The sequence below is a fragment of the Aeromonas sp. R3-1 genome, assembly GCF_040908345.1.
Taxonomy (GTDB): Bacteria; Pseudomonadota; Gammaproteobacteria; order Enterobacterales; family Aeromonadaceae; genus Aeromonas; species Aeromonas veronii.
Genome location: NZ_JBFODN010000269.1, coordinates 1 through 17,115 on the forward strand (window position 1 = coordinate 1; position 17,115 = coordinate 17,115).

Consider the following 17,115-nt stretch of genomic DNA (forward strand, 5'->3'; position numbering starts at 1 on the left):
CTTGGCCAGCAGGTGGAAGGGGTACGTTTTGCGGTCTATGCACCGAGCGCCACCGCCGTGAGCCTCATCGGCGATTTCAACTTCTGGGATGGCCGCCGCCATCCGATGCAGCGCAGCCTGTGCGGTCACTGGGTGCTGTTTGTGCCGGGCCTCAAGGCCGGGGATCGCTACAAGTTCGAGCTCAAGGACCCCATGGGCAACCGGCTGCCCCACAAGAGCGACCCTGTAGGTTTCTACAGTGAGCAGTATCCGTCGTTCGCCTCCGTGGTCTATGACCACGCCCAGTACCAGTGGCAGGATGCCGAGTGGATTGCCAGCCAGCACAACGACAAACGCGAGCAGCCGCTCTCCATCTATGAGCTGCATGTCGGCTCCTGGAAACGCCACCCCAATGGCGACAGCCTGAGCTGGCGCGAGCTGGCGGTGGAGCTGGTCGCCTACGTCAAGGAGATGGAGTACACCCACATCGAGCTGCTGCCGGTCTCCGAGCACCCCTTCAGCGGCTCCTGGGGCTACCAGCCGGTGGGCATGTTTTCCCCCACCAGCCGCTACGGCACCGCCGATGATTTCAAATACTTCGTCGACCAGTGCCACCAGGCAGGCATCGGCATCATTCTGGACTGGGTACCCGCCCACTTCCCGTCCGATGCCCACGGACTGGCCCGTTTCGATGGCACCCCGCTCTACGAGTACGAGGATCCGCGCCGTGGCTGGCACCCGGACTGGAACTCCTACATCTACGACTTCGGCCGCGACACAGTGCGCCAGTTCCTGGTGGCGAGCGCCCTGTTCTGGCTCGACAAGTTCCACATCGACGGCCTGCGGGTGGATGCGGTCGCCTCCATGCTCTATCTGGATTACTCCCGCAACGCCGGTGAGTGGGTACCGAACGTCGATGGCGGCAACCACAACTACGAGGCGATCAGCCTGCTCAAGTGGACCAACGAGGAGGTCTACGGCAAGTACCCCCACGCCATGACCATAGCCGAAGAGTCCACCGCCTTTGCCGGTGTCTCCCGCCCCACCTTCCTCGGCGGTCTCGGCTTTGGCTTCAAGTGGAATATGGGCTGGATGCACGACACCCTCACCTATATGCAGAAAGAGCCGATCCACCGTCGCTACCACCACAACGACATGACCTTCTCCATGGTTTACCACTATGACGAGAACTTCATCCTGTCGCTCTCCCACGACGAGGTGGTGCACGGCAAACACTCCATGCTCTACAAGATGCCGGGCGACGAGTGGCAGCAGGCTGCCAACCTGCGCGCCTACATGGGCTTTATGTACGCCCACCCGGGCAAGAAGCTCAATTTCATGGGCACCGAAATCGCTCAGAGCAACGAGTGGAACCACGACGCCCAGCTGCCGTGGCACCTGCTGCAATATCCCAAGCATGCCGGTCAGCAGCGGCTGATCCACGATCTCAACCACCTCTACCGTCATGAGCCTGCCTTGTATCAGGCCGATTATGAGCAGACCGGCTTCCGCTGGCTGGATCACAACGATGCCGACAACAGCATCTTTGCCTGGCTGCGGGCGGACAAAGAGGGCAAGCAGGCTATTGTGGTGGCTTGCAACTTCACCCCGGTGCCCCGTCTCGAATATCGGATCGGCGTCCCAGCTGCGGGCCACTATCGGGTGGTGCTCAACACCGACAGCGAGTATTACTGGGGCAGTAACTATGATGTAGGTCTGGTGTTCGCTGCCGAGCCGACCCCCTGGCAGGGGATGGCACACAGCATAGTGCTGGATCTGCCGCCGCTGGCGACCTTGTTTATCAAACAGGAGTCTTGATGCTTGTAATGGAAAAAGGGGTGGGCCACCCGCTGGGGGCCCGCCTTGACGAGAACGGTTGCCACTTCTGCGTCTGGGCCCCCCAGTCGGACAAGGTGGAGATCTGCCTGTACGACGAGCAGGAGCAGGAGCTGATGCGGCTGGAGTTGCCCGGCCGCCGTGGCCAGTATCGCTTTGGCTACGTGCGCGGTGTAAAGGCCGGTCAGCGCTACGGCTATCGGGTCTATGGCACCCCGCAGGAGGGGATGCTGTTCGATCCGCAAAAACTGCTGATTGACCCCTACGCCAGGGCGCTCAGCCGTCCCACCTATTGGGATGAAGCCCTCTATCAGGGTGACAGTGCCGGGATGATTGCCAAGTCGGTGGTAGTGGATGACAGTTTTGACTGGCAAGGGGTTGGCAAACCCGGGATCAGTCCGGCCCGCACCATTATCTACGAGGCCCACGTCAAGGGCTTTACCAAGCAGCACCCGGGGATCCCCAAAGCGCTGCAGGGCACCTACCTTGGCATCAGTCACCCGCTGGTTATCGAACATATGAAGAGCCTCGGCATCACCTCGGTGCAGCTGATGCCGGTGGCCGCCTTCATGTCGGAACCGCGACTGGAGCAGTTGGGACTCACCAACTACTGGGGCTACAACCCCATCGCCTTCTTCGCCCCGGAGCCACGCTACAGCACCCGAGCGGACGAGGCGGTGACCGAGTTCAAGACCATGGTGCGCGAGCTGCACCGGGCCGGGCTCGAGGTGATCCTGGATGTGGTCTACAACCACACTGCCGCCTCTGGCTTCGACGGTCCCACCCTCTCGTTCAAGGGCTTTGACAACGCCGGTTACTACGCCTTCGAAGCGGGCCCCCACGGCCCGGACTACACCCGTCACGCCAACGTGACCGGCTGCGGCAACAGCGTCAATCTGGATCACCCCAACACCCTGCGACTGGTGCTCGATGCTTTGCGCTACTGGGTCACCGAGATGCAGGTGGATGGCTTCCGTTTCGATCTGGCGGTGACACTGGCGCGGGAAGCGGGGGAGTTCGAGCCCATGGGCGCCTTCTTCAAGGCGGTGATGGCCGACCCAGTGCTGTCACAGGTCAAGCTCATCGCCGAACCCTGGGATATCGGCCCCTTCGGCTACCGGCTGGGTCAATTCCCGAGCCAGTGGCAAGAGATCAACGACCGCTACCGCGACACAGTGCGCGCCTTCTGGCGCGGTGATGCGGGCAAGATGGGGGACTTTGCCACCCGCTTGGTGGGGTCGCGGGATATCTTCCCGAAGAACTGGCGATCGCCCCACACCAGCGTCAACTACCTCTGCTATCACGACGGTTTCACTCTGGAGGATCTGGTCTCCTACAACCAGCGCCACAATCAGGCCAACGGTGAGGACAATCGCGATGGCCACGGCAACAACCTCTCCTATAACCACGGGGTAGAGGGACCAACCCTGGATCCGCGGGTCAACAGCCTGCGCCAGCAGCAGAAACGCAATCTGATTGCCACCCTGCTGCTGTCCCAAGGCACTCCCCACTTCCTCGCCGGGGACGAGATGGGCCGCAGCCAGCTTGGCAACAACAACGCCTACTGTCAGGACAACCAGATCAGCTGGGTCAACTGGCAGTGGCGGCCGGAGGATGAGCGGCTGTTCGCCTTCACCCAGCAGATGATGGCACTGCGGGCAGAGTCCTGCGTCTTCTCCAACCTGCAGCTGAGCGACGACAGCTGGAATGGCGCACCGTCCAGCTGCCATCAGGTCAACTGGTATCACCCGGACGGCCACCAGCTCACCGATCAGGATTGGCACGCCCCCATGGGGCAGGCGTTCGCCATGGATATCGGCATGATCAACTGTGTCGGCGAGCGCTGGTACGTGCTGTTCAACGCCAGCGATTATGACATCCAGTTCCGCCTGCCACCGCCGGGGGAAGGGCTGGAGTGGATCCAGACCATCGACACCGCCACCAACGATGGGCTGCCCTTCCTGCCCGATGACATCAAACGGCAGGTGGCAGTCGGCCGGGCCCACTCCCTCAAACTGCTGGAGCGGGTGGCGCTGGCCAGCACGGCGGAGGATGCCCAACCACCGCAGCAGGAAATTCTCCCTGCATCCGGTGAGGAGATGGTTGCCACCTCGATCACAGATACAGGCAAAGCATAAGAGGCATGCTGGAGTCAGCTTTACGGAGCCGCTATGCTGGGCTCCGGTATGGATGGCAAGGAGTCGGTATGAGCAGTAACAATCCGGAACAGTGGCGCAGCAAACTGACCCCCGAGCAGTTTCACGTTTGCTGGGAGAAGGGCACCGAGCGCCCCTACAGCGGCGCCCTGCTCCACAATCGCAAGAGCGGCGACTACCTCTGTGTCTGCTGCAAGAGCGTGCTGTTTCACTCAGGAGCCAAGTTTGATTCCGGCTGCGGCTGGCCCTCGTTCGACAAGGCCATCGAGGGAACGGTGGAGTACACCGAGGACAACAGCCACGGCATGAAGCGGGTGGAGATCACCTGCCGCCAGTGCGGCTCTCACCTCGGTCACGTCTTCCCCGACGGACCGACCGAGACCGGCCAGCGCTACTGCGTCAACAGCCTGAGTCTGGATTTCGATCCCGAGGTCTGAACGGCTGACCCATTGCAATAAAAACGGCGCCTCCATCACGGAGGCGCCGTTTTTATCGGGATTTCACCGGCTTCACGCCAGCAGGATAGCAGCCATCACCAGCAGGGCCGCGATGGCCGGTATCGGCAGCTTCACCACCCGCAGCAGATAAAAGCCGATGGCAGCCAGCGCCAGATCGCTCGGCGCCAGCACCGCACTCTGCCACACCGGCTGATAGAGGGCCGCCAGCAACAAGCCCACTACGGCAGCATTGATGCCGGTGACGGCCCCCGCCAGACGGGGCTGGGCCAGCCACTGTTGCCAGCAGGGGCCCACCGCCCAGAGCAGCAGAAAGCCAGGCGCAAAGAGCGCCAGGGTCGCCAACAGGGCCCCGCTCATCGGCATCTCGGGCTGCAACTGGGCACCAAGATAGGTGGCGAGGGTAAACATGGGGCCCGGCACCAACTGGGCCAGGCTGTAACCGGTCAGAAACTGCTGCTCGTTGAGAGTGTGGCCCACGCTCTCTTGCAGCAGCGGCAGCACCACATGGCCACCACCAAACACCAGACTACCGGCGCGATAGAAGTCGGCAACCAGTTGACCAATCGGGCTAGCGAGCAGCGGCAGACTGATAAAAAGGATGCCAAACAGCAGCAGGGTCGGCCAATGAGGCTGACTGCTGGCGGCAGCAGGCAGCTCAGCGGTGGCAGGGCGACTCCCCGCCCCGCGCTGGCTGCGGGCGCAGATCAACGCAGCTCCCGCCAGCATCAACAGTTGAGTCAGCAGACCGGGCTGCCACCAGAGTGCAGCAGCGGTCACCACCATGATCCCTTGGGTCATTCCCGTGGCACAGAACTGACGACTCATGGTGAGCACCGCATCGGCCACCACGATAAGCGCCAGCAGTTTAAGGCCATGTAAGGCAGCGTCGAGCCACAGATTGCTGCCCAGCTGGCCGATGCCGATCGCGGCCGCCAGTAGCAGCAGAAATGAGGGCAGCGTGAAGCCAACAAAAGCAGAGAGCGCCCCGCCCAGACCGGCGCGATGACGACCGATGGCGAAACCCAGCTGGCTGGAGGCGGGCCCCGGCAGCAGCTGGCACAGCGCCAGCAGGCGGGCAAACTCGGCCTGTGTCAGCCAGCCGAGCCGCTGGACGAAGGTACGCTGGAAATAGCCGATATGAGCGGCCGGGCCGCCAAAACTGATGCATCCCAGCCATAAAAACTGAATAAATACCTGTCCCACGCTCTTCTCCCTCATCCCTCTTCTCCCGATGGAGAGGGGATATTATGACAGCGCGATGATCGTTTTATGACAATCAGGCTGATTCGGCCGACACCATGGGCATATCACCCGGCAAATAGCAGCGTCCCGCCAGCCAGCAAGCAATGGACTGGCGGCTGGCGTCGAAATGGGGCTCGGGCAACTCGCGCGGATCGCACCAGACCCAGCCTTCGCACTTCTCCGGCTCCAGCAGTTGCGGTTCGCCATCGGCCCGGGCATGCAGCGTCACCGAGATATAGTGCAGCCCGCTCTCGCGCCATGTCTCCAGATTGTTGGTCACCGCCACCACCTCGGGCCCCTGGATCTCAAGTCCCGTCTCCTCGGCCACCTCGCGGATCGCCGCCGACTCGAAGCTCTCCCCCAACTCCAGATGACCACCCGGGATCGACCAGTAGGGGGCATGGCTCCCTTTGCGCTTGCCAAGCAGCACCTGGCCTTGGGCGTTGGTCAGAATGACGCCGACCCCGACGCGGGGATAGAGAGTGGACATGAAAACGCTCCTTCAATAAGGCAGTAAAACGGCCCCACCTTAGGCCCAAGGAGGGCACAGGGCAAGCCCCGGCTGCACGGCACCTGCGGCCGTCAGTGGTCCCCNCCTTAACCGGTTATCACTGATGCTGGGGAGTGGAGAGGTCATCCCAATCCTCTCAGTCCCCCATCACCCCGAGGAGTCCGCCATGAAAAAATTGCTCCCCCTGTGCGCTCTGCTGCTCACGGCTTGCCAAACCACGCCGTCCCCCAACTCGCTCGCCATCGATGATGCCGACGCCTGGCAGGCCATTTGCAAAGATGGCACCCGGGTTCGCGCCGTGGTGGTAGAGGGGATCTGTGGGGATCATCGCGGGGTAGCCATGTGGACGAATAAGCCAAGAGCTGAACGGATGACAGAAGAAGCCGCCAAATAGTGTGATCCAGGCACCATAAAATGACACTGCCGGCCAATTGGCCGGATTTTTTCGCGATCTCGCCAGCACTTTGTCACCTTGTTCATGGTGCGCTCAGTTTTCTGTTCCCATACTGGCCCTACAGTTCCAAAAGAGGAGAGACAAGATGCAAACATCCATCGTCGGGCTCTCCATTCTGTGGGGGCTAGCCAGTTTTGGTGTTCAGGGGGATTTCATCGAGAGCCGTGATTCCGTTGCGCCATCCTGGCAAGCCGAGTCCAGAGTGGAGATGGAAGGTTATCTGATTGAATCGCTTGGCGAAGATCGCTGGCTGTTCGACAACGGTAGCGAGAGCCTGCTGGTCTCCCTGCCCGAGGGGCAGTGGGTGCCAACCGGCGAGCGGCTGCGGGTCAGCGGCGAACCGCAGCAGGAGCAGAGCGGCTGGCTGCTGCAGGTGGAAGACATCAGCCAGGTCAGCGTCTGACAGCGGCAGTCGCCCCGTCACCGCAACAGCTAATCCAGACCCGATAACCACTACCGAATAACCAAGAGCGAATAGCAAAAGAGGAGGCCACTGACCTCCTCTTTCTGTTTCTATAAGCGGCTTGCGCGGGCTCAACCCAGATGGTTGAGCGGCAGCGCCGTCTTGTGCTTGATGCGGCGCAGCACGAAGCTGGAGCGCACTCCGGTCACCCCCGGAATATGGGTCAGCTTGTCCAGCAGGAAGTGCTGATAGTGCTCCATGTCGCGCACCACCACCTTGAGCTGGTAGTCGGCATCGTTACCGGTGATGAGATCACACTCCAGCACTTCGGGCAGTTCGCTGATGGCGCGATCGAAATTCTCGAACCGCTCGGGCGTATGTCTGTCCATGGAAATGTGAATGTAGGCGGTGAGGGTGAGGCCAAGCTGGCGGGCGTTGAGCAGAGTAACGTGGGTGTCGATGAGACCGGCATCCTCCAGCGCCTTGACCCGGCGGGAGCAGGGAGACGGGGAGAGCCCGACCAGCTCGGCCAGTTCCAGATTGCTGATGCGGCCATTCTCCTGCATCAGCTCGAGAATATGTCTGTCTATGCGATCAAGTTTCAGCATTTACCCTTCCTCGTTGCAATGACTAATCCACTTTTCCTAGATTAAGGGTGAGCTATTGCAAAAACAACCGAAATGAGTGGTTACTTTGCAACCACTCACCGGCACGGGAGGGATACTATGGTTACATCTTCCGGTGGCAAAGCAGATACCTGACCGGGTCTCTGCGGTGAAGGACCTTACCGGGTCAAGAGCCCCATCAGCCGTCTTACCTTATCGGGAAACGACGGGCTGGAACGAGAGAACCCCCTCCCCGAAGGCAACAAAGCAGGCATCCCGGCGCCTGCTTTGTTGTTTTTGGGCGTTTGACGAAATCAGAGCGCGGGCGGCGTGATGCGATAGAGGCAGCGATGCGCCCCCTCCAGCAGATATTGCTCCCGCTCCACCGTTGCTGGCGCCAGCAGCTGGCGAAACAGCGCCAGTTCGCTGCGACAGAAACCGCGGCAGGTACGCGCTGCCGCACAGATGGGACAGTGGCTCTCCCACAGCAGCCAGCTGCCATCCTCTTCGCGGCGGATCTCCGCCATGTAGCCCTCGCGAGTACGCAGCTCCCTGAGCGCCGCCAGCCGGCCAGAGAGGCCATGGGACCCCAGCGCCTCCTGATAGCGAGCAAGCATCTGCTGCTCCCGCTGCTGGATCAGCCGTTCCATCCCCTCCTCGCCAAACAGCTCGCGCACGTTGTCGATCAGCTGCACGGTCAGGTCGCTATGGCTATCGGGGAAGCGCTGCCAGGCCTGCTCGGTGAGCTGCCACAGCCGCACGGGACGACCGCGCCCGCGCGCCTTGTCGCTGAATGTGACCCACCCCTCCTGCTCCAGTGCGAGCAGGTGCTGGCGGGCGCCCATGGAGGTCATCTGCAACTGCTCCCCCAGCACGGCGGCACTCTGCGGGCCATGGCTCTTGAGCAGAAACAGGATCTTGTCGGTGCTTGCGTTCATGATCTCATTATGGGGAGCCCCCTTTATTAAATCAACAATTCACTTTACTTAATCCCGTCTATGAATCAGCATAAATAAACCAATAACTTTATTTAATGGGTGCGACATGGAGAAACACGGGCACAAAAATCCCCTCTGGGTGCTGGTCATGACGGTCACGCTGGCAGTTGCAGGTTTCAGTCTCCCCTCCCCGGTGTTGGCACCCTTGCTGCTGGATCCGGCCCACGGCATGCTGACGCCGGATGCCTCCGACTGGAGCCGCAAGGTGTGGCTGGGGGTCATCATGGGGCTCTATCCCCTGTTCCAGCTGGTGGGCAGTCCCTGGCTCGGTCGCCTCTCCGACCGCTATGGCCGCAAGCCACTGCTGTTGCTCTCGCTGGCGGGGGTGCTGGCAGGCTATGCCCTGATGGCACTCGGTATCGCCTGGCGCTCCCTCCCCCTGCTGCTGCTCAGCCGGGTGGTGGAGGGGCTATGCAACGGCAACATCGCCATCGTGCAAGCGATGGCAGCGGATCTCGCCGGCAAGGAGCACAAGGCCCGCAGCTTCGCCTGGATCAACATCGGCATGAATCTGGGCTGGGTCGTGGGGCCGATGATCGGGGGCTACGCCGCGGTGATCTCGGGGGATTACAGTCTGACCGCCTGGCTGGCGGTAGGAATGACCCTGCTCAACCTGCTGCTGGTGTACTGGTTGATCCCCTATCGTCCGCCGGTGGCGGCCACCCGTCAGACTGCGACCCTCTCCAGCTGCCAGCTGTTGCTGCAACCGACCCTGCTGCCCTACTTCGTACTTACCCTGATCAGCTATGGCGCCGTGCAGCTCTATTTCACCTACTTCAATATCTGGCTGGTGGAGAAGCTGGCCTGGGATCCGGCCCAGCTGGCGCAGGCGGCGGTGCTGGTGAGTCTGCCCATGATGGCGGGCTCCTGGCTCGGATCCCGCATCGCCCGTCACTGGCGCGGCAGCTCCCTCGGCATTGTCGGCCATCTGGTGATGGCGAGCGGCATGCTGCTCTTTATCCTGCCTGTGCACTGGTGGGGATTGGCGCTTACCTTCGTTCCCGCTGGCATCGGCATGAGTCTGGGGGAGCTGGCCACTTCGGTGGCGATCTCCAACCGCAGTCACCCGGAGCAGCAGGGGCAGGCGATGGGGCTCTACCGCGCCCTCGCCGTGGGCAGCGAGATCCTGGCGGTTCTGCTCGGCAGTCTGGTGCTGCTGGCCGGTACCGATTGGCCCTTCTATCTCGCCACCCTCTGCTCCCTTGCCAGTGCCGCCGGTTTCTATCTGCTGCGCCGCCGTGCCGACCGTCGTCAACAGCTGGCCAGCTGCACCTGAGCCACGAAGGGATCACAGTTCGGCGCTTCGGCCGCGGGCAAGACTTGCATCGGGGCGCCGGGTCTGGGACGGTAAAGCTCTTTGCGGATTTGTTCGATGCTGGAGGAGCTATGAGTGAGTACAAGGCCATCGCGCTCGATATGGATGGCACCCTGCTGACCCGGGATCACAAGATCTCGTCGGCCACCCGGGCAGCACTGGCGCAGGCCCGCGCCCACGGCATCAAGGTGCTGCTGGTCACGGGGCGCCACTACATGACGGCGCGTCCCTTCCACCACGAGCTGGCCCTCGATACCCCCCTCATCTGCAGCAACGGCGCCTATCTTTATGATCCGGTGCAGAACCGGATCCTAAGTGGCGACCCGCTGGCGGTCGCCCCGCTTACCGAGCTGCTGGCCGCGGTCGAGGCGCAGCAGATGGGCGCCCTGTTCCACCTGAGCGAGGGCATTGGCTACATCGGCTGTGAAGAGCATGTCACCCGCATTCGCCACTGGTCGGCCAATCAGCCGGACCACCTCAAGATCGCCCTCCACCCGGTCGAGGAGCTGGCAGGCTGGCTCGACAACCCGGTCTGGAAGCTGGAGCTGTTCAATCAGGATCCGGCACGCCTGCACACCTTTATGGGCGAGGTGGTCGAGCAGATGCCCTTTACCCGCGACTGGGCGGCCCCCTATGCGGTGGAGCTGGTACAGCCCGGTTGCAGCAAGGGCAACCGGCTGGCCCAGTGGGCAGCCAGCGAAGGGATTGCAATGGATCAGGTGGTGGCGTTTGGTGACAATAACAACGACATCAGCATGTTCGAGCAGGTGGGGCTGGCGGTGGCCATGGGCAATGCGGCCCCGCAGATCCAGAGCCATGCCCATCGGGTCACGGCCGACCACAACGAAGATGGTATCGCACTGGCACTGCAGCGCTGGGTACAGCCCTGAGCTGACAAGATGCAACATGGCCAGCACGCGGGCTGGCCATGAAGAGAGGGATTAACCGCCGAAGGAGAACTGGATCACCCGATCCGGATAACGCAGACGGTTGTACTCCCGGCGCAGGGATTCGTAGTGGCGAATGGCTCGATCGCGCTTGGCGCGGTAATAGTCACGCTGTTCCGTGTTGGTTTCGTTGCGGATGCTGCGCTCCAGCGTATCGATATCCCGCTCGGTACGCTCCAGCTCGTCGCTGATCTCCCGCAGGCGGGCAGCCAGTTTGTACTCTTCGTAGCCACGCTGATACTGCTTGAGGAAGCTGGCATCATTGGGGCATACCCCCAGATAGGCCTGCCCCTCCTTGCCCTTGCTGTAAGCCAGCTCGGGAATGCAGTAGAGCTCCAGCCCCTTGTCGTAGCCCCGTTTCCACTCGGCTTCATCCACTTTGAGGCCATATTCGCTGCAAGACGAAACGTAATCGCGGGTCGCCTGACGGGTTTTGCCTTCCGATCCATCCTGATAACCCAGGTTGTACCAGCTCATGGTGCGGCACTCATCTTCTGACAGGGCACTGCATCCCGCCAGCAATACCGGCAGGGTCAGCAACAGGATTTTGGGGGACATGAACAGACTCCGGAAAAGATAGTGACCGGCATTCTAGAGAGGATAAAAGGCCATAACAAGGGATGCGCTCCCGCGTGGTCTGGCGCGGTTTATTTGATGTTTTTGTCACTATTCAACGCCGTGCCAGACGGGGTGGCCACCCCGCTTTCCTTGTTATCAGGCGCAAGGTAAACTGCGCCATCTTTTAACTGGCGCGCAACAAAAACAATGAAAGTCCTGACCGTCGATTACCGCTCACCCGATGCGGCCCAACGCTTCACCGAATCCCTGCGAACCACCGGCTTTGGCGTGCTGACCAACCACCCCATTCCGAAAGAGCTGGTGCAGTCCATCTACGACAACTGGTATCGCTTCTTCATGAGCGAGCAGAAGCAGGATTTCCTGTTCAACCGCGAGACTCAGGATGGCTACTTCCCGCCGTCGGTCTCCGAGGTGGCCAAGGGCCATAGCCAGAAAGATATCAAGGAGTACTTCCACATCTACCCCTGGGGCCAGATGCCGGAAGAACTGAAGGAGCAGGCGATGGAGTACTATCGTCTGGCCAACGGTCTGGCCGCCGAGCTGCTGGGCTGGGTCGAGCAGTACACCCCGGCCGATATCGCCGCTCACTACAGCAGCCCCCTCTCCTCGATGATCGAAGAGAGCCAGAAGACCCTGCTGCGGGTGCTGCACTATCCGCCGTTCGATGGCACCGAGGAGCCGGGCGCCATCCGCGCCGCCGCCCACGAAGATATCAACCTGCTCACCATTCTCCCTGCCGCCAACGAACCAGGCCTGCAGGTGAAGGGCTCCGATGGCGAATGGATGGACGTGCCGTGCGATTTTGGCACCCTCATCATCAACATCGGCGACATGTTGCAGGAGGCCTCTCGCGGCTACTATCCCTCCACCACCCACCGCGTCATCAACCCGACCGGTGGCAGCGCCGCCAAGTCGCGTATCTCCCTGCCGCTGTTCCTCCACCCGCGCCCGGATGTGGTGCTCTCCGAGCGTCATACCGCCCACAGCTACCTGATGGAGCGGCTGCGGGAGCTGGGAGTGATCTAGTCCACCGACGAACCGTTGTCAGAGACCAAACCGGAGCAATCTCGCTCCGGTTTTTATTTGGTGGCAGGATTGGGCAAAAAACAGAATTAAATTAGCCAATCGTACCAATAAATCGCATTTATACCTGATAACCGTCGTAGTGATTGCGCCGTGACCTCCGTAACATGAGCGCCATTCTGCCCCTGCCAAGGGGCGCTCGATTGGAGTTCTTATGAAGCAGTCCCAATGGTCATCCCGACTCGGCTACATCCTCGCCGCAGCGGGTTCCGCGGTCGGTATCGGCGCAATCTGGAAATTCCCCTATGTCACCGCCGTCAACGGCGGCGGCGCCTTCCTGCTGGTCTTTCTGCTGTTCAGCTTCACCCTGGGGGTGGCGGTACTGATGGGGGAGACCCTGCTCGGCAGCATGAGTCGCCGCGGGGTAGTCGGTGCCTTCTCCGATCTGCTCGGCAAACAGTGGCGCTGGGTTGGGGTAATGGGGGTGATCTCTACCCTGCTCATCTACTGCTTCTACAGCGTGGTGGGCGGCTGGACCCTGGGTTATACCGGCATGGCCATCTCCGGTCAGCTCAATCATGGCGATGCGGCTGCCCTCACCGCCCGCTTCAATGACTATGTCAGCGGCGACGTCTGGCCCATTCTCACCCATCTGCTGTTTGCCGCCCTCACCTGGATGGTGGTGCAAGGCGGCATTCAGAAAGGGGTGGAGCGCACCCTGCGCTGGATGATGCCGGCCCTGTTCCTGATGATCCTGATGCTGGTCGCCTTTGGCCTCACCCTGCCCAATGCGATGGCGGGAGTACGTCACTTCCTGATGCCCGACTTCAGCAAGCTGGGGATGTCCGGCGTGCTCGATGCCATGGGGCTGGCCTTCTTCTCCCTCTCCATCGGTCTGGGCATTCACACCACCTACGGCGCCTATCTGCCGACCAGCGAAGGGGTTGGTCGCTCCAGCCTCTGGGTGGTGCTGCTGGCCAGCATGGTGGCAGTACTGGCGGGGCTGATGATCTTCCCGGTGCTGGCCTCGACCGGTATCGACCCGGCCTCCGGCCCCGGTCTCACCTTTATGACCATGCCGGCGGTATTTCAGCTGCTGCCCTTCGGTCAGGTGCTTGAGGTGATCTTCTTCGCCCTGCTGGTTTTTGCGGCGCTCTCCTCGGCCATCTCCCTGCTGGAGCATTTGCAGTGCTTTCTGTGCGAGACCTGGGGTTGGTCACGCCGCACGGCCTGCAGCGCCATCACTGGATTCGTCATGGTTAGCGGTGTTCCGGTCAGCCTGTCGTTTGGCCCGCTGCAACACGCCACCCTGTTTGGCAAAACCATTTTCGAGTTGCTGGACTTTGTCACCTCCAACCTGATGATGCCGCTGTTCGGCCTGATGCTGACGCTGCTGCTGGGCTGGAAGCTGGGACGCAAGGCGCTGCCGCAGGGGATTGCCAGCCACTGGCATCACTTGCTGATGAACTGCTGGCGCTGGATTGCCCCCTTGCTGATCGGCGGGATCTTGATTCGCGGTCTGGTGTGACGGTTACTCTTCGCGGGTGGGCCCATCGGCCCGCCCCTGTGCGGCTCTGACGGCATCCAGGGCATGCTGCCAGCGGGTGATCTCGGCATCATCCGTTCCCTTGGAGAAGACGATATAGAGACCGGCCTGATGGAGCAGCACCCCACTGCTGACGATGCTGCGCCGGGATAACCCCATCTTGTCGAGGGTGGCCTCCATCACCAGCTCCGCCATCGGCAAGGCATCGATCTTGCCCAGCATCAGCCGCTCTATCGCCTCCCCGACTGTCTTGTAGCGCACCAGATTGGTGTAGCCCTCATGGGTCAGCCGCACATCATCGGCATTGCCCAGCACCACCCCTACTCTGGGCAGATCTCGCAGCTGCGCCAGCGAGGTCAGCGGGTGGCGACTATCCAGCGCCTGATAGATAAAGACCCGATTGATAAAGAGCGGGCCAACCCATTTGAAATGGGACTCCCGCTCCGGAAGCCGCTGTACCACGAACAGTCCATAGCCGGGCTCGACCCGTGCTAGCGCCAGCGCCCGCTTGAGCGGGTAAATCCGCACCGGATAACGGGTGCCGAGCTCCTCCTGCACCTCATCAATCAAACGAATGGCGAAGCCATCGAGCTTGCCGTCGCGGTATTCGGTAAAGGGGGGTAAGTCGTGACTCAGCAGGGTTAATCCAGGCTGCGCCGTCACACTCAGGCTGATCAGCAACCAGGTCAGCACCATCCATCTCATACGACATCCTGTCTCATCGTTGTTCCCGTCAGCGCCATGTCGCGGTCACTAGTTCCAGAAGAAGCTACGTCGATTATCGCCCAGTAAATAGCCACAAGGTAGAAAAGATACGGCCCTGCGAGGTTCTCACCCATTGAACTGTACGTATAGCCAGAGTGGTGACAGCGGCACACATAAAAAATTTTTGATTTTATGTGTCAATTATTCTTTCCATGGTTTAGGCTGTTTCCTCATTCATTGGTCAGGTTGTCATCTCATGTCTGCCATCCTCGTGCTGTTTGGTCGATTTTTTAGCTCGCAAGAGAGGTGACCTTGCACGCACAGTTTTTCTGAATGTTCATTGCAAAGGTCGCCTCAGGCGGCCTTTTTTATGGTCTGTCGTTTATTGCTACTCAGGAGTATTGCTTCGATGTCGTGTTACCCGGAGGTTGTATGAGCCAGGTTCAGTGGTCTTCCCGTCTCGGTCATGTGCTGGCCGCAGCAGGCACAGCGATTGGCCTTGGTGCCATCTGGAAGTTTCCCTATGTGACCGCCACCAATGGCGGTGGCGCCTTCCTGCTGGTTTTTCTGCTGTTCAGCTTTACCCTGGGGGTAGCGGTACAGGTCGGCGAAACTCTGCTCGGCAGCCATAGTCAGCGCGGGGTGCTCGGCGCTTTCCGCAAACTGGTGGGGCCGAACTGGCGCTGGATGGGGTATATGGGGATCGCCTGCGGCTTCTTTATCTACAGCTTCTATAGCGTGGTGGGCGGCTGGACCGTGGGTTACGCCGCGCTGGCGATGGCTGGCAAGCTCAATCTGAGCGAAGGAAGCGCCCTCACCGCCCTGTTCAACGGCTATGTCAGCAACCCCTGGTGGCCGGTGCTGACCCATCTGATCTTCGCAGGCCTGACCTGGTGGTTCGTGCAGGGGGGTATTCAGAAAGGGGTGGAGCGGGCACTGCGCTGGATGATGCCCGCGCTCTTCATCATGATGTTGTTGCTGGTGGGGGTCGGTCTCTCCATGCCGGGCTCCATGGCGGGTGTGCGCCAGCTGCTGCTGCCGGACTTCTCCATGCTGACCGGCCAGAGCGTGCTGGACGCGCTGGGGCTGGCCTTCTTCTCCCTCTCCATCGGGCTCGGGGTACACACGACCTATGGCGCCTACCTGCCCAATAGCGAAGGGGTGCTGCGCTCCGGGGTCTGGGTGGTCACACTGGCTAGCCTTATCTCGGTGCTGGCGGGCTTGATGATCTTCCCGGCGCTGGCCTCCACCGGCATCGATCCCACCGCGGGCCCAGGGCTCACCTTTATGACCATGCCTGCCGTGTTCAGTCATCTGCCGTTCGGTCAGGGGCTGGGGGTGATCTTCTTCCTGTTGCTGCTGGTCGCAGCTCTCTCCTCCTCCATCTCCATGCTGGAGCATCTGGTGCGCTTCACCACCGAGGAGTGGGGTTGGTCGCGTCGTGGCGCCTGCAGGGTACTGACCCTGCTTATCATGGCCTCCGGCATTCCGGTGAGCCTGTCGTTCGGCCCATGGAGCGATCTGACCCTGTTTGGCAAGACCATCTTCGAGCTGCTCGACTATCTGACCTCCAATCTGATGATGCCGCTGTTTGGTCTGGTACTGACACTGCTGCTGGGCTGGCGATTGGGTGATGCCATATTGCCTGCGGGCCTGTCACCCACCCTGCGTCTGGCGCTACTCTGGTGCTGGCGCGTGGTGGCGCCGCTGCTGATCAGCGGGATCCTGATCCGCGGGATCATGTAGCACCTTGCGCATCTTTGCGGGCAGGCCTTGGCCTGCCCTTTTTATTGCTGGCGTTTACTTTATTACAGGCGTTCATATAAGCAGCATCACGATGGACAGGAGTGAAGTCAGTGGCCGTCGAACAATCTCGGAAGAGCAGGATGAAGAAGGATCGGAGTGGCAGAGTGGCAGAGTGGCAGAGTGGCAGAGTGGCAGAGTGGCACAATAAGAGGTGGCGTTCGGCTCGCCACAACGGCAACAGAAGACGCTGGAGTACTGAATTGCGGGCAAAAAAATCCCCATCTGAATGGGGACTTTCTCTGCAATCGCAGCTGATATCTCAGCCTCGCTTGCGAATATGGTGGTCGTTACTGGGATCGAACCAGTGACCCCCTCCTTGTAAGGGAGGTGCTCTCCCAGCTGAGCTAAACGACCTGGGATTCTTGAAATGATGGTGGGTCGTGCTGGATTCGAACCAGCGACCAATTGATTAAAAGTCAACTGCTCTACCGACTGAGCTAACGACCCATCTAAATCATTTTTTCTACAAACTGGTGGTCGTTACTGGGATCGAACCAGTGACCCCCTCCTTGTAAGGGAGGTGCTCTCCCAGCTGAGCTAAACGACCTGGGA

General features: G+C 60.9%; 16 protein-coding genes and 3 tRNA genes. 10 read left to right on the forward strand and 9 right to left on the reverse strand.

From position 1 onward, the window contains the following. The 3 genes from glgB to msrB all read left to right on the forward strand — a co-directional run. Nucleotides 1-1,797 (forward strand): 1,4-alpha-glucan branching protein GlgB (gene glgB, locus AB5Y85_RS19270; protein ID WP_368221984.1); only part of this gene is annotated, 1,797 nt, incomplete at its 5' end. Next, nucleotides 1,797-3,953, forward strand: a complete 2,157-nt coding sequence (gene glgX / locus AB5Y85_RS19275; protein WP_257687383.1) for a glycogen debranching protein GlgX — start codon at nt 1,797-1,799, stop codon at nt 3,951-3,953. The genes glgB and glgX, both read left to right, overlap by 1 nt. A 68-nt stretch (nt 3,954-4,021) precedes the next feature. Next, nucleotides 4,022-4,408, forward strand: coding sequence for a peptide-methionine (R)-S-oxide reductase MsrB (gene msrB / locus AB5Y85_RS19280; RefSeq protein ID WP_005362957.1), 387 nt, complete (start codon nt 4,022-4,024; stop codon nt 4,406-4,408). 72 nt (nt 4,409-4,480) lie between these two features. Here msrB and chrA read toward each other — a convergent pair whose 3' ends face one another. Together chrA and AB5Y85_RS19290 are read right to left on the reverse strand one after the other, a co-directional pair. Next, on the reverse strand, nt 4,481-5,647 hold the full coding sequence (gene chrA, locus AB5Y85_RS19285) for a chromate efflux transporter (protein ID WP_257687382.1): 1,167 nt from the start codon (nt 5,645-5,647) through the stop codon (nt 4,481-4,483). A gap of 58 nt (nt 5,648-5,705) precedes the next feature. Further along, nucleotides 5,706-6,161, reverse strand: a complete 456-nt coding sequence (locus AB5Y85_RS19290; RefSeq protein ID WP_257687381.1) for an NUDIX hydrolase — start codon at nt 6,159-6,161, stop codon at nt 5,706-5,708. Between the two features lie 187 nt (nt 6,162-6,348). On the opposite strand from AB5Y85_RS19290, the gene AB5Y85_RS19295 reads away from it, so the two are divergent. Next, nucleotides 6,349-6,576, forward strand: coding sequence for a hypothetical protein (locus AB5Y85_RS19295; RefSeq protein WP_257687380.1), 228 nt, complete (start codon nt 6,349-6,351; stop codon nt 6,574-6,576). 145 nt (nt 6,577-6,721) lie between these two features. Then, nucleotides 6,722-7,039 carry a hypothetical protein gene (locus AB5Y85_RS19300; protein WP_005343224.1) on the forward strand — a complete coding sequence of 106 codons (318 nt, stop codon included), beginning with the start codon at nt 6,722-6,724 and terminating at the stop codon, nt 7,037-7,039. Nucleotides 7,040-7,170: 131 nt separating this feature from the next. Here AB5Y85_RS19300 and AB5Y85_RS19305 read toward each other — a convergent pair whose 3' ends face one another. Continuing rightward, nucleotides 7,171-7,647: an Lrp/AsnC family transcriptional regulator gene (locus AB5Y85_RS19305; RefSeq protein WP_005304871.1), complete on the reverse strand. Its 477-nt coding sequence runs from the start codon at nt 7,645-7,647 to the stop codon at nt 7,171-7,173. Nucleotides 7,648-7,958: 311 nt separating this feature from the next. Then, nucleotides 7,959-8,582: a metalloregulator ArsR/SmtB family transcription factor gene (locus tag AB5Y85_RS19310; protein ID WP_257687379.1), complete on the reverse strand. Its 624-nt coding sequence runs from the start codon at nt 8,580-8,582 to the stop codon at nt 7,959-7,961. Between the two features lie 106 nt (nt 8,583-8,688). On the opposite strand from AB5Y85_RS19310, the gene AB5Y85_RS19315 reads away from it, so the two are divergent. Both AB5Y85_RS19315 and AB5Y85_RS19320 read left to right on the forward strand, forming a co-directional pair. Further along, nucleotides 8,689-9,918, forward strand: coding sequence for an MFS transporter (locus tag AB5Y85_RS19315; RefSeq protein ID WP_257687378.1), 1,230 nt, complete (start codon nt 8,689-8,691; stop codon nt 9,916-9,918). Between the two features lie 110 nt (nt 9,919-10,028). Then, on the forward strand, nt 10,029-10,847 hold the full coding sequence (locus AB5Y85_RS19320) for a Cof-type HAD-IIB family hydrolase (protein WP_257687377.1): 819 nt from the start codon (nt 10,029-10,031) through the stop codon (nt 10,845-10,847). Nucleotides 10,848-10,898: 51 nt separating this feature from the next. Here the strand turns inward: AB5Y85_RS19320 and AB5Y85_RS19325 are convergent, their stop codons facing one another. After that, a complete protein-coding gene (locus AB5Y85_RS19325; RefSeq protein WP_005362971.1) occupies nt 10,899-11,462 on the reverse strand; it encodes a DUF2799 domain-containing protein in 564 nt (187 codons plus the stop codon). Nucleotides 11,463-11,669: 207 nt separating this feature from the next. On the opposite strand from AB5Y85_RS19325, the gene AB5Y85_RS19330 reads away from it, so the two are divergent. Next, nucleotides 11,670-12,509 (forward strand): isopenicillin N synthase family oxygenase, encoded by an 840-nt coding sequence (locus AB5Y85_RS19330; RefSeq protein ID WP_219595120.1) that lies wholly within the window; start codon nt 11,670-11,672, stop codon nt 12,507-12,509. Nucleotides 12,510-12,720: 211 nt separating this feature from the next. Then, entirely contained in the window at nt 12,721-14,034 is a 1,314-nt protein-coding gene (locus tag AB5Y85_RS19335; protein ID WP_005335722.1) for a sodium-dependent transporter, read from the forward strand. 3 nt (nt 14,035-14,037) lie between these two features. On the opposite strand, the gene AB5Y85_RS19340 is transcribed toward AB5Y85_RS19335, so the two are convergent. Continuing rightward, nucleotides 14,038-14,757: an ABC transporter substrate-binding protein gene (locus AB5Y85_RS19340; RefSeq protein WP_257687376.1), complete on the reverse strand. Its 720-nt coding sequence runs from the start codon at nt 14,755-14,757 to the stop codon at nt 14,038-14,040. 432 nt (nt 14,758-15,189) lie between these two features. On the opposite strand from AB5Y85_RS19340, the gene AB5Y85_RS19345 reads away from it, so the two are divergent. Continuing rightward, on the forward strand, nt 15,190-16,503 hold the full coding sequence (locus AB5Y85_RS19345) for a sodium-dependent transporter (RefSeq protein WP_043821767.1): 1,314 nt from the start codon (nt 15,190-15,192) through the stop codon (nt 16,501-16,503). Nucleotides 16,504-16,841: 338 nt separating this feature from the next. Here AB5Y85_RS19345 and AB5Y85_RS19350 read toward each other — a convergent pair. From AB5Y85_RS19350 to AB5Y85_RS19360, 3 genes are all read right to left on the reverse strand, one after another. Then, nucleotides 16,842-16,917: transfer RNA gene (locus AB5Y85_RS19350), tRNA-Val, on the reverse strand. Between the two features lie 17 nt (nt 16,918-16,934). Beyond that, nucleotides 16,935-17,010 (reverse strand) — tRNA-Lys (locus tag AB5Y85_RS19355). Between the two features lie 24 nt (nt 17,011-17,034). Next, nucleotides 17,035-17,110: transfer RNA gene (locus AB5Y85_RS19360), tRNA-Val, on the reverse strand. Nucleotides 17,111-17,115 lie beyond the last annotated feature (5 nt).